The sequence below is a fragment of the Paenarthrobacter sp. NPDC018779 genome, assembly GCF_044391085.1.
In the GTDB taxonomy this organism is placed as follows: domain Bacteria; phylum Actinomycetota; class Actinomycetes; order Actinomycetales; family Micrococcaceae; genus Arthrobacter.
The window spans coordinates 1-26505 of sequence record NZ_JBIRZS010000004.1; the positions used below are offsets into that span (position 1 = coordinate 1).

At 64.2% G+C, this 26505-nt stretch carries 23 protein-coding genes; 7 read left to right on the forward strand and 16 right to left on the reverse strand.

From position 1 onward, the window contains the following. The 3 genes from ACH488_RS06305 to ACH488_RS06315 form a co-directional block, all read right to left on the reverse strand. Window positions 1-311 (reverse strand): transposase (locus ACH488_RS06305; protein ID WP_397322972.1); only part of this gene is annotated, 311 nt, incomplete at its 3' end. Between the two features lie 141 nt (window positions 312-452). Then, window positions 453-1445, reverse strand: coding sequence for a nucleoside hydrolase (locus tag ACH488_RS06310; RefSeq protein WP_397322973.1), 993 nt, complete (start codon window positions 1443-1445; stop codon window positions 453-455). Window positions 1446-1517: 72 nt separating this feature from the next. After that, window positions 1518-2954, reverse strand: a complete 1437-nt coding sequence (locus ACH488_RS06315) for an MFS transporter (protein WP_397322974.1) — start codon at window positions 2952-2954, stop codon at window positions 1518-1520. A gap of 135 nt (window positions 2955-3089) precedes the next feature. Between ACH488_RS06315 and ACH488_RS06320 the strand changes: the two genes are divergently transcribed. Further along, complete coding sequence (locus tag ACH488_RS06320; protein ID WP_397322976.1) at window positions 3090-3863, forward strand: GntR family transcriptional regulator; 774 nt, start codon at window positions 3090-3092, stop codon at window positions 3861-3863. 26 nt (window positions 3864-3889) lie between these two features. Beyond that, window positions 3890-4816, forward strand: coding sequence for a PfkB family carbohydrate kinase (locus ACH488_RS06325; RefSeq protein ID WP_397322977.1), 927 nt, complete (start codon window positions 3890-3892; stop codon window positions 4814-4816). Between the two features lie 6 nt (window positions 4817-4822). Here ACH488_RS06325 and ACH488_RS06330 read toward each other — a convergent pair whose 3' ends face one another. The 3 genes from ACH488_RS06330 to ACH488_RS06340 form a co-directional block, all read right to left on the reverse strand. Then, a complete protein-coding gene (locus ACH488_RS06330; protein ID WP_397322979.1) occupies window positions 4823-5107 on the reverse strand; it encodes an acylphosphatase in 285 nt (94 codons plus the stop codon). A gap of 96 nt (window positions 5108-5203) precedes the next feature. After that, the gene (locus ACH488_RS06335; protein ID WP_397322980.1) at window positions 5204-6019 is read right to left on the reverse strand and encodes a glycosidase; all 816 of its coding nucleotides are present in this window, start codon (window positions 6017-6019) and stop codon (window positions 5204-5206) included. A 148-nt stretch (window positions 6020-6167) separates the two neighbouring features. Next, a complete protein-coding gene (locus ACH488_RS06340; RefSeq protein ID WP_397322981.1) occupies window positions 6168-7172 on the reverse strand; it encodes an adenosine deaminase in 1005 nt (334 codons plus the stop codon). A gap of 109 nt (window positions 7173-7281) precedes the next feature. On the opposite strand from ACH488_RS06340, the gene ACH488_RS06345 reads away from it, so the two are divergent. Together ACH488_RS06345 and ACH488_RS06350 are read left to right on the forward strand one after the other, a co-directional pair. After that, entirely contained in the window at window positions 7282-8181 is a 900-nt protein-coding gene (locus tag ACH488_RS06345) for an MSMEG_6728 family protein (RefSeq protein ID WP_397322983.1), read from the forward strand. A 14-nt stretch (window positions 8182-8195) separates the two neighbouring features. Next, window positions 8196-8585 carry a DUF1622 domain-containing protein gene (locus ACH488_RS06350; RefSeq protein ID WP_397322984.1) on the forward strand — a complete coding sequence of 130 codons (390 nt, stop codon included), beginning with the start codon at window positions 8196-8198 and terminating at the stop codon, window positions 8583-8585. Window positions 8586-8655: 70 nt separating this feature from the next. On the opposite strand, the gene ACH488_RS06355 is transcribed toward ACH488_RS06350, so the two are convergent. After that, complete coding sequence (locus ACH488_RS06355) at window positions 8656-11100, reverse strand: Tex family protein (RefSeq protein ID WP_397322985.1); 2445 nt, start codon at window positions 11098-11100, stop codon at window positions 8656-8658. An 80-nt stretch (window positions 11101-11180) separates the two neighbouring features. On the opposite strand from ACH488_RS06355, the gene ACH488_RS06360 reads away from it, so the two are divergent. Continuing rightward, window positions 11181-11477, forward strand: a complete 297-nt coding sequence (locus ACH488_RS06360; protein WP_397322987.1) for a hypothetical protein — start codon at window positions 11181-11183, stop codon at window positions 11475-11477. 43 nt (window positions 11478-11520) lie between these two features. Here ACH488_RS06360 and ACH488_RS06365 read toward each other — a convergent pair whose 3' ends face one another. Continuing rightward, on the reverse strand, window positions 11521-11952 hold the full coding sequence (locus ACH488_RS06365) for a CBS domain-containing protein (protein WP_397322988.1): 432 nt from the start codon (window positions 11950-11952) through the stop codon (window positions 11521-11523). 389 nt (window positions 11953-12341) lie between these two features. Between ACH488_RS06365 and ACH488_RS06370 the strand changes: the two genes are divergently transcribed. Next, window positions 12342-14576, forward strand: a complete 2235-nt coding sequence (locus ACH488_RS06370) for a hypothetical protein (protein ID WP_397322989.1) — start codon at window positions 12342-12344, stop codon at window positions 14574-14576. A gap of 90 nt (window positions 14577-14666) precedes the next feature. Here the strand turns inward: ACH488_RS06370 and ACH488_RS06375 are convergent, their stop codons facing one another. Continuing rightward, entirely contained in the window at window positions 14667-15119 is a 453-nt protein-coding gene (locus ACH488_RS06375; RefSeq protein ID WP_397322991.1) for a nucleoside deaminase, read from the reverse strand. Window positions 15120-15228: 109 nt separating this feature from the next. On the opposite strand from ACH488_RS06375, the gene ACH488_RS06380 reads away from it, so the two are divergent. Then, entirely contained in the window at window positions 15229-18810 is a 3582-nt protein-coding gene (locus ACH488_RS06380) for a TM0106 family RecB-like putative nuclease (protein WP_397322992.1), read from the forward strand. Between the two features lie 48 nt (window positions 18811-18858). Here the strand turns inward: ACH488_RS06380 and ACH488_RS06385 are convergent, their stop codons facing one another. The 7 genes from ACH488_RS06385 to ACH488_RS06415 all read right to left on the reverse strand — a co-directional run bounded on the left by ACH488_RS06385 (window position 18859) and on the right by ACH488_RS06415 (window position 26152). Next, window positions 18859-19626 (reverse strand): triose-phosphate isomerase family protein, encoded by a 768-nt coding sequence (locus ACH488_RS06385; protein WP_397322993.1) that lies wholly within the window; start codon window positions 19624-19626, stop codon window positions 18859-18861. Continuing rightward, window positions 19623-20972 carry an MFS transporter gene (locus tag ACH488_RS06390; protein WP_397322994.1) on the reverse strand — a complete coding sequence of 450 codons (1350 nt, stop codon included), beginning with the start codon at window positions 20970-20972 and terminating at the stop codon, window positions 19623-19625. The genes ACH488_RS06385 and ACH488_RS06390 overlap by 4 nt, the downstream gene beginning before the upstream one ends. 188 nt (window positions 20973-21160) lie before the next feature. Then, a complete protein-coding gene (locus ACH488_RS06395; protein WP_397322996.1) occupies window positions 21161-21925 on the reverse strand; it encodes an SDR family NAD(P)-dependent oxidoreductase in 765 nt (254 codons plus the stop codon). Window positions 21926-21945: 20 nt separating this feature from the next. After that, entirely contained in the window at window positions 21946-22914 is a 969-nt protein-coding gene (locus ACH488_RS06400; protein WP_397322997.1) for a 3-hydroxyacyl-CoA dehydrogenase family protein, read from the reverse strand. A 2-nt stretch (window positions 22915-22916) separates the two neighbouring features. Beyond that, window positions 22917-23399, reverse strand: a complete 483-nt coding sequence (locus ACH488_RS06405) for a ribose-5-phosphate isomerase (RefSeq protein ID WP_397322998.1) — start codon at window positions 23397-23399, stop codon at window positions 22917-22919. 2 nt (window positions 23400-23401) lie between these two features. Then, entirely contained in the window at window positions 23402-25144 is a 1743-nt protein-coding gene (gene dhaL, locus ACH488_RS06410) for a dihydroxyacetone kinase subunit DhaL (protein WP_397322999.1), read from the reverse strand. Between the two features lie 6 nt (window positions 25145-25150). Beyond that, a complete protein-coding gene (locus tag ACH488_RS06415) occupies window positions 25151-26152 on the reverse strand; it encodes a sugar phosphate isomerase/epimerase family protein (RefSeq protein WP_397323000.1) in 1002 nt (333 codons plus the stop codon). Window positions 26153-26505 lie beyond the last annotated feature (353 nt).

The following is a 26505-nucleotide window of genomic DNA, read 5'->3' on the forward strand; positions in this document are numbered from 1 at the left end:
TTCACCGTCGAGTCCACCGAGACGGACCAATCCACTTCACCACAGGCATCCGCGGCCGTCAGCAGCGCGGCCAGGATGCTGTCCCAGGTTCCGTCGCCGCTGTAGCGGCGGTGCCGCTTCCAGATGGTCTGCCACGGGCCGAATTCCGCCGGCACATCCCGCCAGGCGATCCCGCATCGGTACCGGTAGATGATGCCTTCAACGACCCGGCGGTCGTCCCGGAAAGGACGACCGCGGCGGCCAAGAGACGACGGCAGCAACGGCTGAATGCGGGCCCACTGCCCATCAGTCAAAACAGAAGTACGAGACACACATCAAGCATCCCCGCTAAAGAGCCCGGGTTTTAGGAGACACGCCCTAACCCAAGCGCTTAACCCAAGCAGGGGACAGATAACGTCGCTCCCACGTGTCGTAGCGACGTTATCTGTCCCCTGGTTGGGTTCGCTGGGGCGTTACGCGACGGGCGCGGCGGGCTCGCGCTCGGAGAGCCATGCCGCCTGCAGGGTGCCCAGCAGGTGGGGCGCGAATTGCTCGCCAATGGACAGGACCACGCGGCACCGTGCACCCCGCTGGTCCGGGAAGCCCACGTACTGGCCACGGAGGTCGCACACCGTTTGACCGCGGCTCGGACCGCTGGTGGTGTCAACTTGCACGCGGACCTTGGGCGCGACAGCCAGCTCCACTCCCCTGACGGCGATGGCCGCGGCGAGGGGATCATGCATGGCGGAGCACGCCCGGCCGAAAATGTCTACGTAGAAGCCAAAGTAGTAGCCCAGCATCTCCCCGAGTGCCTGCGAGACGGGGTGGTCCGAGGCCAGGAGCTCCTGCCGGTGGGACTCCTCCAGCACGTTGGTCATGGTGACATCCAACGGCACCAAGGTCACGTCCCAGTCGGCGGCAAGGACTTCTGCCGCAGCCTCGGGATCGTTGGCGATGTTCGCTTCGGCAACGGGCGTGATGTTTCCCGGCGCCAAGGCTGCGCCGCCCATGATGGTGAGCTCGGCAACCAAGTCAGGCAGCTTCGGTTCCAGGCGCAGGGCCTCCGCGATGTTGGTCAGCGGCCCGATCGCCACGACTCGCAGCTCACCCGCGTACTGGCGTGCCAGCTCAACCAAGAGCTCGGCGGCAGTCGACTGTACCGGCTCCCGGTCGGACGGCGACAGGTCTACTCCCCCAATACCGTTATCGCCATGGACGTGCGGAGCGCCACCGTGGAAGGTGCCCACCTGAGGATCGTGGGCGCCGACAGCGACAGGGATGTCCGGGTGCCCGGCGAGCTTCAGCAGGTCCAGCGTGTTCCGGGCGCCGCCGGCCGCACTGATGTTGCCGCTCACGGTGCCGATGCCCACAAGCTCGGCCCGGGGAGTAGCCAGGAGGTAGGCGAGGGCCAAGGCGTCGTCGATGCCGGTATCGCAGTCAAGGAAGAAGGGAGCGGGTTGCTGCATGGTTTTCTCGTTTCGGGTTGGCTTGGGGAGTGGAAGGTGAGAGGCCCGGGTGGTGGGGGCCGCCGTCGTGCTTTAGATCTTTTCGCCCTTGGGGGCGGAGATGAACAGGCTCACCACAAACGCCAGGACCGTAATTCCCACGGAAATCCAGAGCGCTGTGGAGTACCCGGCGGCGGTGCCCAGGCCTGCGAACGGGGCAACAACCACGACGCCGAGACTCGCCCCGATGCCAAAGCTCGCTCCGTTGATACCCGGCAGGGCGGCCGGGGCTTCCTTGGGCGAGAGGAGGACAGAGAGACCGTTGATGGCAGTGAGGAAGAAGCCGTTGTAGAAGATGCCGAGCGCTGCGATGGCGATCAGGACGGCGATCTGGTTGTTGGCAAACAGGGCAGCCACGATCGCGCAGGCCAGGCTGGCTGCGGAGCCGACGCGGACGGTCTTGATCCAACCTCGGCGGTCGGCGATCCAACCGGCGAGAGGAGCTGCGAAGACCCCGATCAATGCCGCGGGTGTCAGGAAGAGCAGGGCCGCGACGGATGCTGACAGTCCGAAGCCGTTGGTCTTGTCCTGGCTCAGGAGCACCACGGTGAAGTTGATGATGGCGAAGATCCCGGCGAGCGTCAGCACCGTGGTGGCAATGACGGGCCACACTTGGCGGGAACGGAGGTGGTGTACCGCGACCAGCGGGGTTTCGCGTTTCTTCTCGATGAGCCAGAACGCGGTGAAGGAGGCGATGCTGCCGGCAAGCAGGCCCAGTGCGGCGGGAGAATTCCAGCCCGCGGAAGAACCGGTGGACACAAAGTACGTGATGAACACCAGGAACACCGAGAGCGAGCCCGCACCCCACCAGTCCATACGGCCGGCCGCCGCAGCCGAACGCCCCTTGGGGACGACTTTGATGACGCACACGACGGCGATCGCAGCCAGTACCAGCACGGCGACGAAGATCGACTGGAAGCCCAGGGTTTCAGCCATCAAGCCGCCGAAGTAGCCGTCCACGCCACCCACGCCACCGTTGATGGCGGCGATGATGCCGATGGAGGTGCCGAAGAGCCGTGCCGGCAGGTATTCGTTGAGGACGATGTAGGACAGGGCGAAGATCGCGCTTGAGGTGCCCTGCATGAACCGGCCCGCCACCAGCAACGGAAGGTTCGGGGCGAAGATGCACAGCACCGTTCCCATGCCCATGATGGCCAGGACCAGCAGGAGCGCGGTGCGTCGGCCGATGAAGTCGCTCCAGCGTCCAATCACGGGACCGGAGATGGCACCAGCCAGGAAGAACATGGACTGCACCTGGGCAACAGCTTCAGGAGACTCACCAAAGAACGAGCCGATGTGGGGCAACGCAGGGGTGATCATGCTGGCGTTGAGCTGGAACGCGAGAACGGCCAGGACCAGCGTGGTGATCAGGAAGGCGGCGGCGCGGCCTTGGAAGCGGTCTACTTCTTCGACGGCGGCGGTTGCCAGGGCTGTTTCCTGCGGTTCCACCGCGGTGTTGGGGATGTTCACATCAAACTCCTTTGTCCGAGGGCGCCGGCGAGCGCCGCGAGATGTGAGTTGTTATACAAGCATGTATTACTCGCTTGTGCAACCTCTCACATTTCTCCGGTACAGTGTCCCTAACCGATTCCAAGCGAGGTTCCCTTGACCGACAACGCTGTCCAGTTCCTGTCCCGGCCCATCGCTGCCCAACAAGGGCAGCCCCTGCGCGTCGCGGCCTACTCCCGCATCGCAGAGGCCATCAGGACCAAGCTCCTGCCGCCGGGCTCACTCCTGCCCACAGAAACAGAACTCGGCACCATGATGGACGTGAGCCGCACCGTGATCCGGGAGGCCCTCATGCTCCTGGAAGAAGATGGCCTGACACGTTCAAGGCGCGGCGTAGGCCGGTTCGTGGCCGATACCCTGCCCAGGATCGGTATCGAACACATCCGTCCATTCGACCAACTCCTGGGCGGCCCCGACTCGGACATCCAGGTCAAACGCGTGGCAGCGATCAAGCAGCCGGCCTCCGAGTTCGTGGCACCCGGCCTGGGCGTCCAACCCGAGGAAGACGTCTGGTTCTGGGAAAGCGTCCTCATCCGCGATGGCGAACCCGTGGCCCACCTGCAGGAAAACGTGGCGCAGGACCTTCCGGAAGCCGCGGCGTTGCTGGATGCCGCTGAAGCTCCCGGGCTGCCGGCGCAGACTCTGCTGGAAATCTTCGCGGGCCTCTCCGGCAGCACCCTGGGCCCGGGCGAATGCGAGATCAGCCTGAGCACCGCCGGCCCCAGCCGCGCCAAACTCCTGAACCTTCGTCCATCCGATCCGGTTCTGGTGCTGACCCAGTACGTTCGCCGCAACGGCGCCCCGGTCTACTTGGCCAAATGCCTGGTAGCAGCCAGGGCCGGCCACCTCTCCGTTATCCAATCCTCCTGAAGTTCCGTTCCAAGATAGGGCCCTCCATGAGCACTTCTCCTGCACTCACTGTTGTGGGCAGCATCAACCTCGACATCACCGCCACCACCCACCGGCTCCCCTCCCCCGGTGAAACCGTGGGCGACGGCGTTCTCCGCCAGCAACCCGGCGGCAAAGGCGCCAACCAGGCCGTCGCCGCAGCCCGGCTCGCAGGAACCTCCCGCATGGTCGGGGCCGTGGGCAAGGACGAAGCCGGACGCACGCTCCTGAACGCGATGGCTGACGCCGGCGTCGAAACCCAAGACGTCGCTCACGTAGAGGAACCCACAGGCACCGCACTCGTCCTGGTGGATTCCGACGGCGAAAACCAGATCGTCGTGTGCCCGGGCGCCAACGCGCACGTGTCCGTGGATGGCGTCACGTTTGGTGAAGGTCCCGTGCTGTGCCAGCTCGAGGTTGACCAGGAAGTGGTCCTGGCCGCCGCCCGGGCCGCCAAGGGCTTCTTTGCCTTGAACGCAGCACCCGCGGCCCCGCTCCTGCCGGAACTCCTGGAGCGCTGCGACCTGGTGATCGTCAACGAAACCGAGTACGCCCTGATCCCCGCGCTGCAGGAAGCGCCGTTGGTGGCGGTGACCTACGGTGGCGAGGGTTCCGCGATCCTGGTTCATGGCGAGAAAGTTGCTGAAGCGCCCGCCGTTTCGGTGACTGACATTGCCAACACCATCGGTGCCGGTGATGCGTTCTGCGCCGCCCTGGTGTTGGCGCTGCAATCCGGGCTGGACTACCGGCATGCCCTTGCTGCGGCCAACGCCGTGGGCGCCGATGCCGTTCGGGATGCCTCCTCGCAGCCGGCACTGCAGCGGCTGGAGCACTACATCGAGGCAACCCGCCCCACGGATTTCACCTCAATCAAGCGGGTGAAGACGGAGCGAAGCACTGCCGCGATTCTCGCTGACGTTCGGGGGGACCGCTGAGTTGGCTTAGCCGTCGATCCGAAAATCCTTGAAGTCACCCGTCGCTCCGGAAACGTCGGATTCCACATTCTCCACACGGCCCGGGGCATCGGATGAATTCAACCAGGCCAGCATGCGGTCAACATCGGCGGCCGGTCCCTCAGCCACCAGCTCCACGGATCCATCGGAGCGGTTCCGGACGGTCCCCCTCAGCATGAGCTCATCGGCTTTTCGTGCCGTCCAATAGCGGAAACCCACGCCCTGCACCACGCCTGAAATGCGTGCCGTGAGCCTCATGTCCTCCGTCTGCATGGACCAACCTTAACGAATCCTGCCCTTGTTCGCCGCTCCCCAACCTTCAAAGGTAAGGAGCAGCGAACAAGGGCAGGATTCTGTGTTGTGGAGCAGCTAGCTCACCACGATGTCCCGTGTGGCGTGGTTGTACGTAATGGTGACCGGGCCGCCGTCGTGGTTCAACTCATGGTTGGCACCATCGCGGGCGCCGAACGCGCCGTAGTTCTCCTCCCACGAGCGGTTCAGCGCGATCTTATAGGTGTAGAAACCGGCGGGCAGCTCAGCGGTCAGCGACCACAGCTGCACCAGCGGATTGAACTCCATCTGCGCCTCGTCATACTGCGGAGCCCAATCCTCGGCCGCACCCAAGAGCTTGTTGAAGTCGCCCGCAATGGCAACGGATTCCGGCTGTGGCAAAGTCTCGACGGCGGGAGCTGCGGCCGCCTTGGCCGGCGCCTTGCGCGTGGTCTTCTTGACGGCCTCGGCCTTCGGTGCAGCGGCTTTCTTAGGAGCGGCAGCCTTCTTCGGAGCGGCAGCCTTCTTGGCCTTGGGCTTGGCCGGCGGGGCAGTCGGCACGGCGACGTCGTCCGGAATGGGAGTGCCGGCGTCGAGCGCTTCCGCGAAAGCCGAAACGTCCGGGAAGGCGACTGTTGCACGCAAGCCGTCATCCGGGATGGTCCAACCCGAGCGGCCCTTGACCAGCCAGCCGGCCTTGACCAGCTTGGCTGAGGCCGAGGTCAGGTTCTTGTGGCCGCGCGGAATGCCACCGCTCAACAGCTCTGCCTCGTGGGCGTCGAAGGGAACGCGGACTGTTGCTTCGGCCAACACTTCACCGGCGTTGAGCGTATCTCCGGACCATACGCTTTCGGCGAGGATGTCCAGTACGGCCTTCAGACGAAGGTTGGTGTTCTCGGCGGTGCTCGCGCCCATGCTTCTCCTTCAACGGGTGGATACTCACCCAGCAGTTTGCCAATGATTTGTTAATTCCGGCGACTGCAAAAGGTAAACACCGTGTGTCGTGACCGAGTGTGACATTCATGACGCCACAAGTGAGCGAGAGGTCTCGGCTCAGGTCCTGCTACTGCTGCGGGACGGACTCCTTGACCCACTCCGTCACTTCGTCCAGCAACACCTTTTTCCGCTCGTCGCTGGCGAAGGAAGACCGGATGGAGTTCGCGGCAAGAGTGGCCTGCTCGGGCACGGAGAAGCCGTGGACTTTCACCAGCTGGTGGTAGTTGTCATCAACATAACCGCCGAAGTACGCGGGATCGTCGGAGTTCACGCACACGTTGAGTCCGATGGCCAGCATCTCCGGGAGCGGGTGGTCCTCAAGCTTGTCCACTGCGCGGAGCCGGACGTTGGAGAGTGGGCACACCGTCAGCGGCACCTGCTCGGCAACCAGGCGCTGGACCACGTTGGTGTCCTCCATGCAGCGAATGCCATGGTCGATGCGCTCGACGTGCAGGATGTCCAGGGCCTCGGTGATGTACGACGCCGGGCCTTCCTCGCCCGCGTGCGCGATCCTCCGGAGTCCGGCGTCCGCGGCGCGCTGGTACAGGCGTTCAAACTTCGACGGCGGATTGCCCACCTCTGCGGAGTCCAGGCCGATACCCACAATCGGTGCGTGCATGTCCAGGAGTTGGTTCAAGACATCCAGGGCAGAGTCCTCGGACATGTCCCTGAGGAATGCTGCGATCAGGAGGGTTGAAACGCCGAAGTCTTCCTCCGACGTTGCCAGCGCGTTGGCCACTCCGTTCACGCACGTTTCCAAGGAAACCCCGCGGGAAACGTGCGCCTGCGGGTCCATCATGATCTCGGCGTGGCGGACTCCCCCGGCGGCGGCACGCTTCAGGTAGTCGCGGGTCATGTCCGTGAAATCCTGCTCGGTCTGCAGCACGGCCATGTTGGCGTAGTAGAGGTCCAGGAAGGACTGGAGATCCGAGAACTCGTACTTCTCGCGCAGCTCTTCGATGTCCTCGTAGGGCAAATCGATGCCGTTGCGCTCAGCGAGGGAGAAGATCAGCTCTGGCTGCAGGGTCCCTTCGATATGCAGGTGCAGTTCGGCAACCGGGGGTGCCGTCATCGTCGTTTTCTCACCAAATGTTTCCACCCGACAACTCTAGGCCGAAGTCCGGCGCGTGTCCCGGAGCACTCAACTTGGTTCTGCGCCCCGGCACCGCCAAACTGAAGGGATGCAGACTTTCCTCCCCTTCGCCGATTTCCGTGAGAGCGCCGCCGCGCTGGACACCTCAAGGCTCGGCAAGCAGCGCGTCGAAGCCCTCCAGGTGCTCCGCGCCCTCGTCATCCCCGAGTACGGTTGGCAGAACCACCCGGCCGTTCGCATGTGGATGGGCCACGTACCCGCCCTGACCCTGTACGGCCTGGCCATGGCCGACGAATGGATCAAGCGCGGACACCCTGACAACACGCGGGACAACATCACCGAATTCGCCCCACAGGCGGCCCACCCGGACTATGCGGGAAAGATCGTCATGCCGTGGTGGCTGGGCGACGAGGACCTGCATGAGACGCACCGATCCAAGCTCATCGGCAAGGATCCCAAGCATTACAAGCACCTGTTCCCCGGCACCGAAGAGCGGCTGGACTACATCTGGCCCGAGCCGCGGCACGAATTCCACCCCGAAGATCCGGAAGACGACCGCCTGTGGATCCTCCGGTCCGCCGTCGAGGACCTCCGTCCTGAAGACCTGCGCACCGTCAGCCTGCCACCGCATGGGAAGGCCCGGCCCGCAGCCGATCCTGACGAGTACCAGTTTGTGTACCAGGAGGAGAAGTCCCGCAGGAATCTCGGCGCACCCAAGAAACGGCCGGTCAAGCTCGAGAAGAAGCCCACGCGCAAGCGTGCCGCGGCCGAGGAAGCGTTCAACGTCCTTCCGGGCAAAACTGAGATCGCGGTGCCGTTCGAAGGCGGGCGGATCTTCGCGCTGGGCAAGGTTGTGGGCCGGCCCATCACCATTGACGGACGTTTTGCCCGCAACTTCGAACTCACCGACGTGATTGACCGCGCAGCTTTCGACTACCCGGCCCTGCTGCAGGATCCCCGGGTGTTCTTCCCCGTTCCCGCACCGTAAGCGCCAGGAGGGCCATGGATTTCCAGCACATCATCGAGGCAGTTGGCCGCTACATGGATTTTGCCGGTGTGGCGGTGATGGTGGTTGGCGCTGTGGTTTCCCTTCCACTGGCCCTCCGCGGGTTCCAACCCAAACGCGCCAACGGGCTGGCTCCTTTCTCCCCCTACCGCGCATACCGGCAATTGCTGGGACGCTCAATCCTGTTGGGGCTTGAACTCCTGGTGGCCGCCGACATCATCCGGACGGTCGCAGTGACGCCCACGTTTGAGAGCGTGGGCGTCCTCGCGATCATCGTGCTGATCCGAACGTTCCTAAGTTTCTCGTTGGAACTGGAAATCACCGGCCGCTGGCCATGGCAAAAAGAAAAGAACAACGACGCCGGCACCCAACTGAGTCGCAGTTAATGCCGTTCTGAGCCCTCAAAACGGCATTAACTGCGACCCAGTTGGGTGAGCGGGCGCTGCTTTGGGAGCGTTACTTGCCCAAGCCGGCCCGGCGGAGGGCTTCCGCCATGGCCGTGTCTGCGGGGGCCGCGTTGCCTTGGCGTTGGTTGCCCTGGCCTTGGCGCGGAGCCCCCTGACCTTGGCGGCGGTCACCTTGGCTGCCGCGTCCGCCGCCACGCTGCTCACCGTCGCGGCCTGCACCGCGTGGGGCCTGCCCGCGCTGGCCTCCACCGTCACGCCCACCACTCCGCCCGCCGGAGCCACGTCCGCCGGCAGTGCCGGGCTCGTCGTCCAACCGCAGGGTGAGCGAGATGCGCTTCCGTTCGGGATCGGCTTCGAGGACCTTGACCCGGACCACTTGCCCCGACTTCACGATCTCGCGGGGATCGGACACGAACTTGTTGGACAGCGCGGACACGTGGACCAGGCCGTCCTGGTGCACTCCGACGTCCACAAAGGCACCGAACGCGGCCACGTTGGTGACTGTGCCCTCCAGGATCATGCCGGGCTTGAGGTCGGAGATCTTCTCGATGCCTTCGGAGAACGAGGCCGCTTTGAAGGCCGGACGAGGGTCGCGGCCGGGCTTCTCCAACTCGGACATGATGTCCTTGACCGTCGGCAAACCGAACGTGCCGTCAACGAAGGCCTGCGGGTCCAGGGCCGTGGTGGGTCCACCGCCGGCGGCTACCAGGATCTTGCGGGCCACGGAGTAGGCCTCGGGGTGCACGCTGGAGGCATCCAGGGGCTCGGCTCCACCGGTGATCCGGAGGAAGCCCGCGCACTGTTCGAACGCCTTGGCGCCCAGGCGCGGCACCTTCTTCAAGTCGCTGCGCTTGCCGAACGGGCCATTCTCGTTCCGGTAGGCCACGATATTCTCGCTCAGCAGTGGGCCAACACCGGCCACGCGGCTCAGCAGCGCGGGTGAGGCCGTGTTCACGTCAACGCCCACGGCGTTCACGCAGTCTTCCACCACGGCATCCAGGGAGCGGTCCAGCTTCGCGGCCGTGACATCGTGCTGGTACTGCCCCACGCCGATGGACTTGGGTTCGATCTTCACCAACTCAGCCAGGGGATCCTGCAATCGCCTGGCAATCGAGACAGCACCGCGGAGTGAGACGTCCATGCCTGGAAGTTCAGAAGCGGCCAAGGCAGACGCTGAGTACACAGAAGCTCCGGCCTCGGAGACCACCAGCTTCTGGACTCCCTTCACACCAATGGCTTCAAGCGACTTGATAAGTTCAGTGGCCAGCTTGTCCGTTTCCCGCGACGCCGTGCCATTGCCGATAGCCACGAGCTCAATGCTGTGCTGCTTGGCAAGGCGACCGAGCGTGGCAAGGGCTTCGTCCCATTTCTTGGCCGGCGCGTGCGGGTAAATGGTGTCGGTGGCAACAACCTTGCCCGTGCCATCCACCACAGCCACCTTCACGCCGGTCCGCAGTCCGGGGTCCAGGCCAAGGGTGGCGCGGTTTCCGGCCGGGGCCGCGAGCAGGACGTCACGCAGGTTGGCTGCAAAGACCCGCACGGCTTCGTCCTCGGCGTCGGCAAACATGCGGCCGCGAAGGTCCGTGGTGAGCCGGTCCAGGATGCGTCCCCGCCAAGCGAGCTGGGCAGTCTGGGTAAGCCAGAGGTCGGCGGGCCGGCCCTGGTTGGCGACCCCGAGTGACTTGGCCACAGCGTTCTCGTAGCGGCCGCGGGCGGCGGCCAGGGCGTCGTCGTCGGCCGGGTCTGCTTCGGCGAGGTCCAGCTCCAGGACGCCGTCCTTCTCACCGCGCAGCAGCGCGAGCACACGGTGTGAGGGCATACCGGAAGGCACCTGGGTGAACTCGAAGTAGTCCTTGAACTTCTGTCCTTCGGCCTCCATGCCCTTCTTCACGCGGGAAACCATGCTGCCTTGCTTCCACAGGCGTTCGCGAAGGTCCTCGGCAAGGTCCGGATCCTGGGCCACCCGCTCCACCAGAATGGCGCGGGCTCCGGCGAGCGCGGCAGCAGCATCCTCAATGGAGTGCTCGGTGTTCAGGTACTTGGCAGCTTCCGTTTCCGGGTTGAGCTGCGGGTTCGCCAGCAGGACGTCGGCCAGCGGTTCAAGGCCCGCCTCGCGGGCGATCTGGGCCTTGGTGCGGCGCTTGGACTTGAAGGGGAGGTAGATGTCTTCCAGCCGCGCCTTGGTATCGGCACCGACGACGGCGACCTCCAGTTCCGGTGTCAGCTTGCCTTGCGCTGCGATCGCCTCGAGGACGGTCTTGCGGCGTTCCTCCAGTTCGCGCAGGTACCTCAGCCGTTCTTCGAGGTCGCGCAACTGGGTGTCATCGAGCGTCCCGGTGGCTTCCTTACGGTACCGGGCGATGAAGGGAACGGTGGATCCGCCGTCGAGCAGTTCCACCGCGGCTTTGACCTGCCAGGACTGGACGCCAAGTTCCTTGGCGATGAGTTGGTGAATGGCAGAGTCGGCTGACTGGTGTTGGAGATTTTGGGTCACCCTGACAGTTTGCCCCAGATGGCTGACAGTTTTCAGGTCCGGCCCTATGCCGGGGGCGCTGTTAGTGCTGTAGTTGGACCATGCAGGAACTGCTGATCATCCTCCAGGACGGATTCGCTTCCGATGACGTGACGGTAACCGTCAACGGCAAGGAAGCCGTGTCCGAACGGGACGTGTCCACCAAGATGTTGCTGGGCATGGCGGACGAAATCACGGTGGAACTTCCCGCCAAGGGTGCCACGGTGGGGGTTGAAGTCAGGAGCCGGAAACTCAGCGCAACCAGGAAGCTGGCAGGAAAGCCGAAGAGCCTGATCGTTTCGATCGAGGACGGCGAACTGGTGTTGCGCGAAGGGACGGGCCGCGAGGCGTTCCTTTAGGGAGCGCTTCGCGGCGGCTGGATTACGTGCGGCCCGTGGCCGTTCAGTGAGCCATGTGCTCCTTGGCGGAAATGTGCTCCACCAATTCGCCCACGCGGTCCTCACTGTAGTTCCGGGCAATATCTCCTTGGCTGATGATGCCAACCAATTTATGGGCGCTGATGACGGGAAGCCGGCGGACCTGGTGCTCCTCCATCATCCGGATACATTCATCGATGCTGGCATCCGCATCAATCCAGTACGGCTTGCCCTCGGCGAGTTCGCTGGCGCGGACTTCCCGGGCGTCCCTGCCTTCGGCCAGGCACTTGACCACAATGTCGCGGTCGGTGATGAAGCCGGAGAGCTTGCCATCATTTCCGCAAACAGGAAGCGAACCACAGTCCAGTTCCTTCATCTTGCGGGCAGCTTCCTCAAGAGTCTGGTCTTCAGGAATGCACCAGGCGTTGGTTGTCATGAATTCACGTACGACACTCACGGGATCCTCCTTCATCGATTGGGGTCATCGACGCAGGGTCCTGAGGGCGGGGTCCTTGTGGGGCGGGGTCCTTCGGCTCCGACGCCGATGGAGCCAGACTACGCCCGGCGGTGTGCACTGACCAGCCGAAGTCGCTTCCCGACGACCGAAAATTCCCCAACAATTCTCTGGATATAATCCATTCGTTGGAGTATCCTCGTTTTGGGTTATTCACGGCTTCTGGGCATTGGCCAAACACCCCTTCGGGACTCCCCAACTCGCACCGCCTCGCCCTGAACCGTCATGCCGCCGATCCGCCCGGAGCAGGCCGACTCACAAGGTCCTGCTGCCCTCGGCACGGCATCGGCGAACGCATTGTTGTTTGCTTGCAGCGCGAGAAAGATCCTCCCATGGACATCCCCAACGTCCCCAGCACCCTCCTTGACCCCGTCCCCCATCACCCAACAGCCATCCCCTCTCCCCCTCTGCCCGCTCCGTCGCCCGCATCGTGGTCCTGGCCTACCGAAGATTGGTGGCGGTGCTGGCGATCGGCCGCCGTGAGCGGCCGCTACGAAGGAAACCAGGCCGTCACGGGTCCCGTCGGCAGCGCACTCGAGTTGAGGCTCGACGTCGATCCCCGCCAGGGCGTCGAATCTCCCGTCCTTAACAAAGTCAGCGGTGATTTCTTCAGCACCCGCCACGTGAAAGTCGGCGGCCTGACACAGACCGTGAAAACCTATGTGGAGTCGTGGATCGTTGACGCTCCCGTGGTGACCATGACCCGCTCTGATGCACACATCACCGGAACGGTCCGCTATTGGAAAGGCACCCACCCCACAACCACGGTGGACATTGTGGTCACGTGGCAGCACGGCGCCATCACGGGAGCCGTGGCAACGTTCACCGGCGGCGGCGTGGCCGGGCAACCCTTCGCCTGCAAGTACCGCTCCGACTCCTTTAGGGACGTCAACCTCGAGCTGGATTATTGCCAGTCCGTGGATATTGAGCCCAAGGTCCCTGTGTACAACAACCACGCCCACAACAACCGTCCGGCGGATCTCGTCGAGCGGACCCTGAGCATCGAGTCCTCCTACAAAGACGCCGGAGTTTCGGTCACCATCGACCCCGCGCACACCGTGATCGATGACAGCGCTGCGGGCTTCGCTTCGTGGAGTGTCGGGGAACTCCACGACGCCATGGAAACCTCGTTCGGCAAGTACAACTCGGGCTGGCCCGCGTGGAATCTTTGGGGTGTCCAAGCGGGCCTCTTCGATTCTGCCGGGGTGGGTGGCATCATGTTCGACGCCGCTGCGGGCTTTGGCGGTGCCGGTCGCGGACCCGACCGCCAGGGTTTCGCGGTCTTCCGCAACCACACGTGGTTCACCAACCTGGTCAGCAACCCCTCAACGCAGGACCAGGCCTGGGCCATGCGGCACTTCCTGTACACCTGGGTCCATGAGGCCGGGCACGCTTTCAACTTCCTGCATGCCTGGGATAAGGCCCGTCCGGATTCGTTGTCCTGGATGAACTACGACTGGAAGTACGATCAGCGCAACGGCGCCGATACCTTCTGGGCCAACTTCCGCTTCCGTTTCGACGACGACGAGTTGCTCCACATGCGCCACGGCGACCGTGCTGCCGTGATCATGGGTGGCGATCCGTGGGCGTCCGGCGGCCATCTCGAATCCCCTCCGGGAGCCATGACGGTCTCCGGACCCGGCAGCGACGTGGAGCTGGAGCTTTCCGCCAAGAGCTACTTCGACTACATGGAGCCGGTGGCCATTGAGTTCAGGCTGCGGAACACCAGTGATGCACCCGTCCTGGTTGATGGCCGCTTGGATCCGCGGTACGGGAACACCACCGTGTACGTCCAGAAACCCGATGGAACCGTGGTGCTGCACGAATCCGTGGTGTGCTTCTACGGCCTTCCGGAGCTGGTGACGCTGGCGCCCGCGGGAACCACGGACGGCAGTGACCGTTACAGCCAATTGGTCCAGCTCGCCTACGGCACTGTTGGCTTCGCGTTCGACCAACCAGGACAGTACCTGGTCAGGGCGGTCTACAGCACAGACGGCGTGGTCCAGGCCTCCAACACCTTGCCGTTGCGGGTCGGATTCCCGGTCACCAAGGAAGAGGACCGCTTCGCTCCGGAGTTCTTCACCCGCGAAGTCGGGCTCACCTTGGCCTTCGAAGGCTCCATGTCCCCGCACCTGAGCAAGGGCCTGGACACCCTGACCGAAGCTGCCGAGCGGTTCAGTGGTGAGCCTTTGGGGGTCAAGGCGGCTACCGCCGTCGCGCAATCCGTGGGAGACGACTTCTACCGGCGCAAAGACGACAAAATGGTCAAGCACCACAGTGCCGACCCGCAGCGTGCACTCGCGCTGACCGACGCCGGACTGGCCACATTCCAGCAATCAGGTGCTCCCACGAGCAACCTCGCCTACCGCAATCTGGTTGAACTGCGGACGGCACTGCATGTGAAGGCCGACGATTCGGCGGCCGCGAAGTCAGAGGTTGACACCCTCGCCAAGGACCTGGGCACGCGGGGCGCCAACCCCAGCGTGGTGGCCCAGGTCAAGGAACTGATCCCTGCAACTCCGGCGGCCCGTTCCCGCCGGTCGGCTCCGAGGAAGCCCGCCAAATAGTCGTCGGATGACTGTTTGACGCGTGGCTCCCCAGCAGCCGGTGACGGCGGCACCCCGCCCTTGGTGCCGCCGTCGCTCCTTGCCTGCGCCCTACTCGGCAATGTCCTCCGCCCACAACTCCGGATGCTCGGCCTGGAACGTGCGCATCATGTCTACGCACCGCGGATCATTGAGGACCTCCACCTGCACGCCGCGTGAACGGAGGAGGTCGAACTCGCCTGGGAAGGTCTCGGCTTCGCCCACCACAACGCGCGGGATCTTGAACTGGATGATTGTTCCCGTGCACATCGCACAGGGAGCCAGCGTGGTGTAGAGCGTAGTGTCCCGGTAGCTTTTCCGCCGGCCGGCCGCCCTCAGCGCTGACATCTCTCCATGGGCGATCGGATCGCCGTGCTGCACACGTTCGTTGTGGCCGCTGGCGACGACTTCTCCTCCACGGGCCAGCGCGGCGCCGATCGGAATACCACCTTCGCTGAGGCTCTTCTGTGCTGCTTGGTACGCGGCTTCGAAACCTGGGTCCGCGGTGCGGGCTGATTCAGTCATGGGGGCAGTCTAAAGTGCACGGCCTCCTAAAATGTCAGGGCCCGCTGATAGCTTGGCTGCAAGGGTTCAGCTTTGCTTGGCGATTGTTTGGCGATAGGAGTAGGTCACCGTGTTCTTTCTCGATCCGGAGATTGCTGGCGCGCCGAAAGATCTGGTCTTCTCAGCCAGCGACCTCGTCATTGCGGCAACCTGCGAATACCAGGTGCTGCGCAAACTGGACGAGAAGCTTGGCCGCTCCCCGGTTCCCAATTTCGCTGCCGACGCCATGCTGGAACGCACGGCCAAGCTGGGCGACGTCCACGAGCACAAGGTCCTGGACGAGTTCCTGGCGGAGTTCGGGCCTTGGGATGCGGCTATTGGAACAGGCGTGTACGACGTCGTTCCCGCCACCGCGATGGACCGCGCCAGCCTTTCGGCCAAGCACGCGGAATCCATCGACGCTTTGCGGTCCGGGGCGGACATCGTCTTCCAGGCGGCCTTCTTTGACGGTGTCTTCCATGGGCGGTCAGACTTCCTGGTCAAGAAACCGGGCGGCACGTACGCCGTATTCGACACCAAGCTGGCACGGCATGCCAAGGTCACGGCGCTGCTGCAATTGGCGGCCTACGGGGATCAACTGCTCAAGGCCGGTATCACTCCGGATCCGGTTGTCACGCTGGTCCTGGGCAACCGCGTCCACTCAGACCATCCCTTGGCCGAAATTCTCCCGGTCTTCAAGGAACGCCGTGACCGGTTCCTGGCGATGACGGCAACCCACATCGCAGAGCCTGACCCCGTTGAGTGGGGTGACTCCCGGTATTCCGCGTGCGGACGTTGTGATTACTGCGCTGAGCAAGTGGTGCTGCACCGCGACCTCCTGATGGTCGCCGGCATGCGCATCAGCCGGCGCAAGAAGTTGATCGAGGCCGGGGTCACCACCATCGACCACCTGGCTGCGCTGCCCGCCGTGGGCGACCACACCCTGCTGCGGCTACGCGAGCAGGCACGGCTACAGACTGGCACCGGAACTCCGGACGGAACGGTCAACTACACGGACAAGGCCGGCGTGGCCAAGACCGTCTCCTATACCGTCCTCCCGGACAACACGCTCGGCAGGCTGCCTGCACCTGATCCCGGGGACATCTTCTTCGACTTCGAGGGCGATCCTTTGTGGCAGGACCCTGCCACGGGCAAGTGGGGCATCGAGTACCTTTTTGGCGTGATCGAAAACCCCGCCGAACTTGGTGGGGAGCCGGTATTCCGCCCTTTCTGGGCACACTCGCGGGACCAGGAACGGCAGGCCCTTGTCGACTTCCTGGACTACGTGGCCCAGCGACGCACACAGTATCCCGGTATGCACATCTACCACTACGCCGCCTACGAGAAAACGGCCCTCCGCAACCTGTCGTTGACGCACGTGGTGGGCGAGACCGCCGTCGACGATTTATTGCGGCAAGGCGTGCTGGTGGACCTTTATGACACCGTCCGCCACAGCATCCGTGTTTCCGAAAATTCCTACAGCATCAAAAAGCTGGAGCCTTTGTACATGGGCCAGCACCTGCGCTCAGGTGACGTGACCGACGCCGGGGCCTCCGTGGTTGCCTACGCCGACTACTGCACGGCCCGGGACACTGGGGAGGCTGAACAGGCCGCCACGATCCTTGAAAGTATCCGCGACTACAACGAGTACGACTGCCTCTCCACCCTGGAGTTGCGCAACTGGCTGCTGGCGCGGGCCGCGGAACGGTCCATTTCGCCCGGTCTCACTGTGGCCGACGAGATCCAGGCGGAAGCGGAGAAGTACGAGGCTCCCCCGGAAGAGACGGCCCTGTTCGACTACCTTGACGGACTGGCTGAGGCCGAGCGTGCCACGCTGGATTCCCGGGCAATCGGCATTGTCGCTGCCGGTGTTGGTTACCACCGCCGCGAGGACAAGCAATATTGGTGGGGGCACTTCGATCGCCTCGAAAAACCCACGTCGCAATGGGATGACGGCCGCGACATCTTCGTGGCGGACCACGCTGAGTTGCTCCAGGACTGGGCGAAGCCCGGGCCGCGCAAGAACCCGGTCCGAATAATCAAGTTGCTGGGCCGATCGGGTGATGGGGCAGGCTTGGAGGCCGGCAAGAAGTACTTCCGCATGTACGATCCCCCGCTGCCGGATGCTTTGGCTGCGAAGGAGTCGTCAGTACTGGGCCGGGCCGGTTGGAGCGGCACTGAAGTTATTGAAGTCGGCGAGGGCGGGGACTTTGAATCCGTGACAATCCTTGAAGGACTCCGCAAGGACTCCACGGAATTCAGCCAGCTCCCCATGGCCCTGACCCCGGACAGCCCAATAGCCACCACTGGCCAGAGGGCGGCATTGGCGGCGTTGGCTACGAAACTCCGGGCGTCGTTGCCGTCCTGGCCGAAGGATCCGGCACTGGACTTGGTCCGCCGGAAGCCACCGAGGCTGGCAACGTTGACGGAACTGCCGTCTGTCCCGCCTGGACCGGACGGATACATCGACGCCATCGCTGAAGCGGTGAAGGACCTGGACAACTCGTACTTGGCCGTCCAGGGCCCTCCCGGCAGCGGCAAGACCTACGTCGGAGCCCACGTCTTGGCCCGTTTGGTGGCTGAGGGGTGGAAGGTTGGAGTCGTGGCCCAGTCCCACGCGGTGGTGGAACACATGCTGTGCGCCGCCGTGGAGAAGGCCGGCGTGGATCCGTTGCGGGTGGCCAAGGAAGTGAAGCACAGCGATCCTGTGCCCTGGGACGGTTGCGGAAAGGCTGACGTTCAGGACATCCTGTCCAAGCCTGGCGGTGCCTTGGTTGGTGGGACGGCCTGGACCATGGTGGGAAGTAGCGTGCCGCCGGGTTCGCTGGATCTCCTGGTCATAGACGAAGCCGGTCAGTTCTCGCTGGCCAACACCATGGCGGTCAGTCGGGCAACAAAGCGGCTCCTGCTCCTGGGCGATCCCCAGCAGTTGCCGCAGGTCACCCAGGGAAAACACCCGGAACCCGTGGACGAGTCCGCCCTGGGCTGGCTGTCCGACGGCTACAACACCCTCCCCTCCGAGCTGGGTTACTTCCTTGCCCACTCCTGGCGGATGCATCCCGCCCTGTGCGAGGCTGTGTCCGATCTGTCCTACGACGGACGCCTCGAAGCAGCACCAGTCGCCTCAAAGCGGCACCTCGATGGAGTGGAGCCCGGCGTTGCGTGCGTCTACGTCGACCACACGGGCAACTCCACGTCCTCCCCCGAGGAAGCCGCAGCGGTGGTGCAGCAGGTCCAGGCGCATCTCGGCTTGACTTGGCTGGATCCCTCCGAGGAGGAAGGCGGTCCCCGTCAACTCTCCGAGTCGGACATCCTGGTGGTCGCGGCCTATAACGCCCAGGTCCAGCTCATCAAGCACCAGCTCCGCTCAGCAGGGCTCAGCACAGTCCGGGTGGGCACCGTAGACAAGTTCCAAGGCCAGGAAGCGCCGGTGGTCATTGTCTCCATGGCAGCATCGGCGGCCGGCGAAGTCCCCCGGGGCATGGAGTTCCTGCTCTCACGCAACCGGATCAATGTGGCGGTGTCGCGCGGAAAGTGGCGTGCCGTCGTCGTACGTTCGCCCGAACTGACCAACTACCTCCCGACGCATCCGGAGGGACTGGAGAACCTGGGTGGATTTATCGCCCTCTGCCAGCGCGCCCAAGCACCCAACCGCTCCACCCCACCCAACTAAGGGACAGCAAACGCTCCACTGAAGCTTCAGAGGAGCGTTATCTGTCCCCTAGATGGGGAGGGCGAGGGCTTCGTCCAGCACCCGGCCGAAGTTCACGGGATCGTGCGCGAACCGGCCCAGGAACAGCCCGGACACCCCGGAAAGCTGCGGCAGGAGTCCCGGCTTGGCCGAGCCGCCGTAGATGACGGGCAGGCCCGCCAACCCGTAGGGAGCCAGCTGGGCGCGCAGAGCAGCTACCACCTCCGAAACGTAGGCAGCAGAGGCAGGCTCATCGGCTCCGATGGCCCAAATCGGCTCGTACGCGAGCACGATGCGGCCGGCAAGCGACCAGTCCGCGGCAACGGCTGCCTCGACGCTCGCGAACACCAGCGCAGCCGCCTCGGCGGGCTCGCAGCGAAGCTCCTCCCCGACGCACAGCAGCGGCGTCAGGCCATGCTCGACGGCGGCACGCACCTTGAGTGCCACGATCGCGTCGGTCTCGGCAAAGTGTTGGCGCCGCTCGGCATGCCCGATTTCCACGAGTTCCACGCCGAGTTCCGCCAGCATGGACGGCGACACTTCACCGGTCCACGGCCCGTCCGCCCAGCCGCAGTTCTGTGCGCCGAGGACAAGCGGGGAACCAGCCATCAGCTCAGCTGCCGCGGGCAAGACCGGGAAGGACGGAATGACAAACGGGACCACCCGCCCGGCCGCGAGGGCCGGACGGGCGTCCACTTCTTTGACCAGTTGTTCCAGCCACGCCAGGGATTGCGCGTAGCCCATGTACATCTTGGTGCTGACGCCGATGTAGAGGGCGTCGGTGTGGGAAAGACTCACTTGCCCAACAACTCGTCTGCCTTGTTGGTGAAGGCACGGGTACCGAACATCATGATCGCGGCAAGGAACGGCAACACCCCAAGGGCGTAGACGCCCATTGTTCCGGTGTCCGATGCCGTGACCTCATTGACTGTGGTGCGGAGGATCGGAGCGACGAAGCCACCCAGGTTGCCCAGGGAGTTGATCAGGCCAATTCCTGCGGCCGCGGCCGTGCCCGTGAGGAACGCGGTCGGGTAGGACCAGGCGATCGGTCCGATGGCGAGGAAGCTGCACACTGCCAGGGTGATGAAGATGATGCCGAGCGTCGGCTGGTGGTTGGCACCGGCCCACGCGGATCCGAAGATGCACAGACCAGTGGAGACGAAGAGCGCCGTGCCCCAGCGACGGCGGCGGAGGACCGTGTTGGCTGCCTTACCGATGAAGAAGCAGGCAAAAATACCGAAGAACCACGGGATGGCGGTCAGGAGTCCGACGGCGAGGCCCACCTTCTGGCCGGTCAGCTGCGCCACCTGCTGCGGCAGGTAGAACGTCACGCCATAGACGGCGATCTGCAGGCAGAAGTAGATGATGGTGAAATACCAGACCTTGCCGTTCCGCATGGAGGCGAGCACGCCGCGGGGACCGGATTCTTCCTTGACGGTATCCTCGAGCGCCATGACGTCCGTCAGCGCGGTCTTCTCATCCTTGCTCAGGAACTTGGCTTCCTGCGGGCTGTTGATCAGGAAGAAGAACGCTGCGATGCCCGCCAGCACGGCCAGCATGCCCTCCACGAAGAACATGACCTGCCAACCGGCCACACCGGGAACCTGATCGCCGATGTTGATGAGCCACCCGGAGAGCGGAGCGCCGATCATCTGCGAGAACGGCTGGGCCAGGTAGAAAATGGCGAACATCTTCACGCGAACCTTGTTGGGGAACCAGGCGGCGAGGAACATGATGACGCCGGGGAACAGGCCTGCCTCAGTGACACCCAGCAGGAAGCGCAGGATCACAAAGGACGTCTCGCCCTGCACGAACGCGAAGCAGGCGGACACGATGCCCCACGTCACGGCGATGCGGGCGAGCCACACCTTCGCGCCGAACTTGGTGAGCAGCAGGTTGCTGGGGATCTCGAACAGCGCGTAGCCGATGAAGAAGATACCGGCACCCAGTGCGTAGGCACCGGCCGTGATGCCCTTGTCCACGCCGAGGGCGGCTTCTGCAAAGCCAACGTTGGTGCGGTCGAGGAAGGCAACAACATACAGGATGACCAACATGGGCATCAGTCGGAAGGAAGCCTTGGAAATTGCCGACTTCAAGACCGGCGATTCCAGCAACTCCTTGGTGGAAGTTGAGGCAACGGACATTGAAACTCCTCTTTGAGTAGTCAGTTGGGGGTGATGGCTGTTGAGGGCGCGCGCCATCCACGCGGCAACCCAGCGCGGAGACGATCCGTCAGCGCTGGAAGAAGATGAGCACCAGGCCCACTGCGCAGGCGAGGATGCCTACGGCGAGGTAGATCTTGCGTTCACGGGTCCAGGTCCGCATGACGTTCCTAGTGCATGTACAGCCCGCCATCCACATTCAGCGTCTGGCCGGAGATGTACCCGGCGTCCTCGCTGATGAGGAAGGCGATGGCTGCTGCGATGTCGCGGGTGGAGCCGACGCGGTTGACCACGAGGTCCTTGACCAGCTCGTCCTTGCGCTGGTCGCTGAGGGTCCCGCCCATGATGTCGGTATCGATCGGGCCCGGCGAGATCGCGTTGACGGTGATGTCGTATTCACCCAGCTCACGTGCCGTGGCGCGGGTCAGGCCAATGACGCCTGCCTTGGCCACGGAGTACGGGGTCTTGGAGAACGTGCCGCCGCCACGCTGGGCCGAGACGGACGAGATGTTTACGATGCGGCCAATCCGGTTCTTCACCATGGACTCGGCCACGCGGCGGGTTGCGAAGTGCACGCCGTTGAGGTTGATGCTGAGCACGCGGTCCCATTCGGCAGGCTCGAGTTCCAGGTAGCCGATGGGCGAGCTGACGCCTGCCACGTTGGCCAGTGCCACGATTTGCGGCAGTTCGGCCTCGAGTTCATCGATCGCGGCCCGGACTTCGGCTTCGCTGGAGACGTTGGCTCCTACGCCGTGGGCCTGGACACCGTATTCAGCGGCGATCTCCTTGGCAGCGGCCTTGCAGGCGGCGTCGTCGAGGTCGATGATGCCGATGTTCCACCCCTGTGCTGAGAGGTAGTTGACGGTGGCGCGGCCAATACCACGCTCGGAGACAGCACCGGTAACCACTGCGGTGCGTGATGCGGGGAAAGTCATGTCTTTGCTCCTGGAAAGTGTCAGTTGATCGGTGCCGGGCCAAGCTCTTCAATGAGCTTCTGCATGGCCACATAGGCTTTGTTGCGGTAGGCGATGAGTTCCGGGGTCCGTTCGGCGGGAACGTTGAGGAACCCGGCACCGGTCTTGGTGCCGAGCTTGCCTGCTTCCACAAGGTCGGAGAGGATCTTCGGCGTCGCAAAGCGCTCCGGGAATCCGGTCTGCAGGGACTTGTAGCAGAAGTTGTAGACGTCCAGGCCGGCCATGTCCGCGATGGCAAATGGCCCAAAGAACGGCAAGCGGAAGCCGAACGTCGTGCGGACCAGGGTGTCGACGTCGTCCGCCGTTGCGATCCCCTGCTCCACCAGCTGCGCCGCTTCGTGGAACAGCGCGTACTGCAGGCGGTTGAGCACGAAGCCGGTGACGTCCTTCACGACGGCGGTCTGCTTGCCTGCCGCGTGGACGAGGTCACGCGATGCGGACACAGTTTCCACGGAAGTACCGGCGTGCGGGATGACCTCGACGCCCGGGATGAACGGCGAAGGGTTGGAGAAGTGCACGCCCAGGAAGCGTTCCGGGTTGGTGACTGCCTCCGCGAGGGCCGCAATGGAGATGGTGGACGTGTTGGAACCGATCAAGGCATCCGGCTTGGCCGCCGCGCTGATCCGGGCCAGAGTCTGGTGCTTGATCTCCAGGACTTCCGGGACAGCCTCTTCGATGAAATCTGCGTCGGCAACGGCTTCTTCGATGTCCTTGGCTGCCCACAGGTTCTGCTTGAGGATCTCCGTGGAGCCTTCCGGGAAGAGGCCGTCCGCGATGAACTGATCCGACTCTTCGAGCAGGCGGTCGTAGTTCTTCTGGGCAACTTCGGCGGACACGTCCGCGAGGGCCACGCGGGCACCGCCAAGGGCAAGCACCTGGGCGATGCCGCCGCCCATGTAGCCGGAACCTACGACGGCGATCTTCCGGGCTTGGGTTTGCGTTGAGGTCATGATCAGACCGCCTTCGTGTAGTCGGGTTCGTAGGAACAGATGGCGTCCACCTTGGCGGCGGACGCGGAGTTTTCATCGAAGCGGTGGCCGAGCCATTCGCCCACGAGTTTCTTGGCCAGCTCCAAGCCAATCACCCGCTGGCCGAGGGTGAGGATCTGGGCGTTGTTGCTCAGCACGGAGCGCTCAACCGAGTATGCGTCGTGTGCCGTGACAGCGCGGATTCCGGGGACCTTGTTGGCCGCGATGGCTACTCCGAGGCCTGTTCCGCAGATCAACAAAGCACGGTCCGCTTCGCCTTCAGCCACCTTGCGGGCTGCGTCCACGGCGACGTGCGGGTACGCGGTGGAGTCGTTGGCGCCAACGCCGACGTCGGTCACGGAAGCCACACGCGGGTCGGCTTCGAGCAGGGCTTTGAGGGCGTTCTTATACTCAACGCCTGCTTCATCGTTGCCGACCACGATTCGCCAGCCTTGGGTGTTGGTCATGCTTATGCTCCGTCTCCGGCCGGCACAGAGGCAGCGGCCAGTTGTGAATCGAAAAATTGGGAAATGCGTGCTGCAATCAGTCCGAAGGAGACCGCTCCGGGGTCCGGATGGCCGAGGCTCTTTTCCGCCAAGGGACGCGCACGGCCCTTCAACGGCCGCAGTTCGGCGGTTGCCGCCGCAGCGGACTCGGCTGCCGCAGCGGCGAGTGCCAGTGCCCGGTCCACGGGTGCACCGCCGTCGAGCTCTGCCAGGAACGCATCCCGGAACGGCAGGAGGGCGTCCACCATGGTCTTGTCCCCGGCGTCTGCCTTGCCGAGTTCGGTGATGGCGTTGGCGAAAGCGGCCACGACGCCACGCGCGTCAGCCGCGCTGTACGAATTCCGGTTGCCGAGTGCCTGCCCTGCGGCAATGACAGCCGAGCCCCAGAGGGCGCCCGAGGTACCGCCGGCCTTTTCGCTCCAGGCCTCGCCGGCTGCGAGGAGGACGCGGGCCACCGAGGAACCGGACGCTGCCTCGCTGGCTGCAGCAGCCGCCTCCACGCCGCGGCGCATGCCGATCCCGTGGTCGCCGTCGCCGGCGATCGCGTCCAGCTTGCCGAGTGCTTCTTCATGCTCGACGACGACATCCCTCACCTGGGCAATGACGGCGACGGCCTCCCGCCCGAGTTCAGCCGCCGCAGGGGTGGGCTGCTCGCTTTCGGAGGTTTCGGCGTCGTCCGTCAGCGCTGAGGTGCGGAGTGCGCGCGGCGCCATGCTTCCCTTGCGGAAGGCGGGAGTGTCGGCAGGGGCGGACCAATACTGTTCCAGCTCTTCGTCCAGCCACAGGAGTGTCAGGGACAGCCCGGACATGTCCAGGCTGGTTACGAGTTCGCCGCATTCGGGCTCAACGATCGTGAGACCTGCGGCAGTGAGGAGCTTCTCGATCTTGCCGTAGAGCAGGAAGAGTTCGTCGTATTTCACCGTGCCCAGGCCGTTGACGATCGCAACTACCCGGTCCCCCGAGTCCTCGGGCTTGTCCGCGAGGAGCCTGGTCACCAGGAGCTCGGCAAGCTCGGAGGCCGTGGGCAGGGGGTGCTCGGAGATCCCCGGTTCGCCGTGGATTCCAAGCCCAAGGGACATCTGCCCCGCGGGGACGTGGAACAACGGATCCTTGGCACCGGGCAGGGTGCAACCGTCGAAGGCCACACCGAGCGAACGCGTGCGGTAGTTGGTCTTGATGGCTAAACGCTCGACGTCGTCAAGGTCCAGTCCCGCTTCAGCAGCGGCTCCTGCGATCTTGAAAACGGTGAGGTCCCCGGCGATGCCCCGGCGCTTCCCAATCTCATCGATGGGCGCGCTGGCAATGTCATCCGTGACCAGCACAGTGCGGGTCTCGATTCCCTCGGCGTTGAGCCGCAGCTGGGCCTGGCCAAAGTGGAGGACGTCGCCGGCGTAGTTACCGTAGCTCAGCAGCACACCGCCACCGGCATTCGCGGCCTTGGCCACCCGGTACACCTGGCTGGCAGCCGGGGAAGCGAACATGTTGCCGCAGGCCGAGCCTGCCGCAAGCCCCGGCCCAACCAGGCCGGCAAACGCAGGGTAGTGTCCCGAGCCGCCGCCGATTACGAGCGCTACCTGTCCTGCGGGAACCTCGGTGGAGCGGACCACGCCGCCGTCAACGCGGGCCACGGAGTTGCGGTTGGCGGCTACGAAGCCGTCCAACGCCTCATCAGCGAAGTCTGCCGGGTTATCGAAAATCTGCGTCATGGTTTCCTAGACCCCTGCGAACTGGGTGGACGCGGGCTGGCGACCTTGGGCAACCTTGCTCTGGCCCAGTGCGTAGCCGTCCTTCTTGGGCAGGACGTGGCGGCGCAGGTAGTCCTGGTTGCTCGCGGTGACGCTGAGACCGTCTCCCCCGTAGTGCTCCACGCAGAGAATGCCCTGGAAGCCAACGGAAAGTGCGTATTTGAAGGCCTCGCGGTAGTTGATCAGCCCGCTCTCCATCGGCGCGGGCATGGCGATGTAGCTGTCGCGGGCCACATCCTCGTCGCGCATGTAGTTCTTCATGTGCCAGTAGTTGGAGTACGGCAGGGTCTTGTAGACCAGTTCGCGCCAGTCCTCGATGGGTCGGTGCAAGCGGATCAGGTTGCCAAGGTCCGGGTTGAGCCCAACGTTGTCCAGTCCGATGTCCTGGACCAGTTGGACGGAGGAATCGCCGGTGCCGAGGAAGGTGTCCTCGTACATTTCCAGGGAGACCAGGATGCCTGCCTCAGCCGCGTGCTGTCCGAGTTCGCGAATGCGGGACACTGCGTTGTTCCATGCTTCCTTGTCACCGAACGGGTCCTTGTAACCCTCCACGGTCCAAAACCACAGCTGCTTCTGCTGTTCGGGGGTGATGGCCTGGTGGAGGCCGAAGGAGACAACTTCACAGCCGAGTTCCGCTGCGGCGTCGATGGTGCGGTGGCTGTACGCGAGGTTCTCGGCCCAGTCCTCCTGGTGGATGACGCTGCGGCGGATGGCGGAGATGACGGGGACTCCGATGCCCACTTCGTCGGCCGTCTGCTTGAACTCGGCGAGGCGCTCCTTGCTGAGGTCGCCGGGACGGATCCAGCTGTCGGTGAGGTCTGCGTTGGCGAAACCTGCATCCTTCACTTCCTGGAATACCTCGGCCCACACGGAAGCGTCGGCGTCGTTGACCTGCAAGCCCGAGGCGTCAGTGCCCGGGAACTGCAGGAGGGCCGCGGTGATGGGCCAGTTGTCGGCGGTGTACGCCATGTGTGATCACTCCTTCGTGGAATCCTGTTTCCTATAGGATTTACGAATCAAGCAAAGCTGTCAACCCTCTGCTGGAAACTTCCTAGATCCTATATGTCTTACATATGATTGTGAAGGGGATCATGGGAGGGCTCACGGGCGGGGCGCACCACTTGCCGCCAACCGCACCCGTAACCGCGGGAGCACGAGGCGCGAACGGGTGCGCCACTCACGCAAAACCGGTGCGAACGGCGCGAACGTGTGCGCCGGAAGGGCTCACAGGCGGGGCGCACCACCTGCCGCCAACCGCACCCGTAACCACGGGAGCACGGGGCGCAAACGGGTGCGCCACCCACGCAAAACCGGTGCGAACG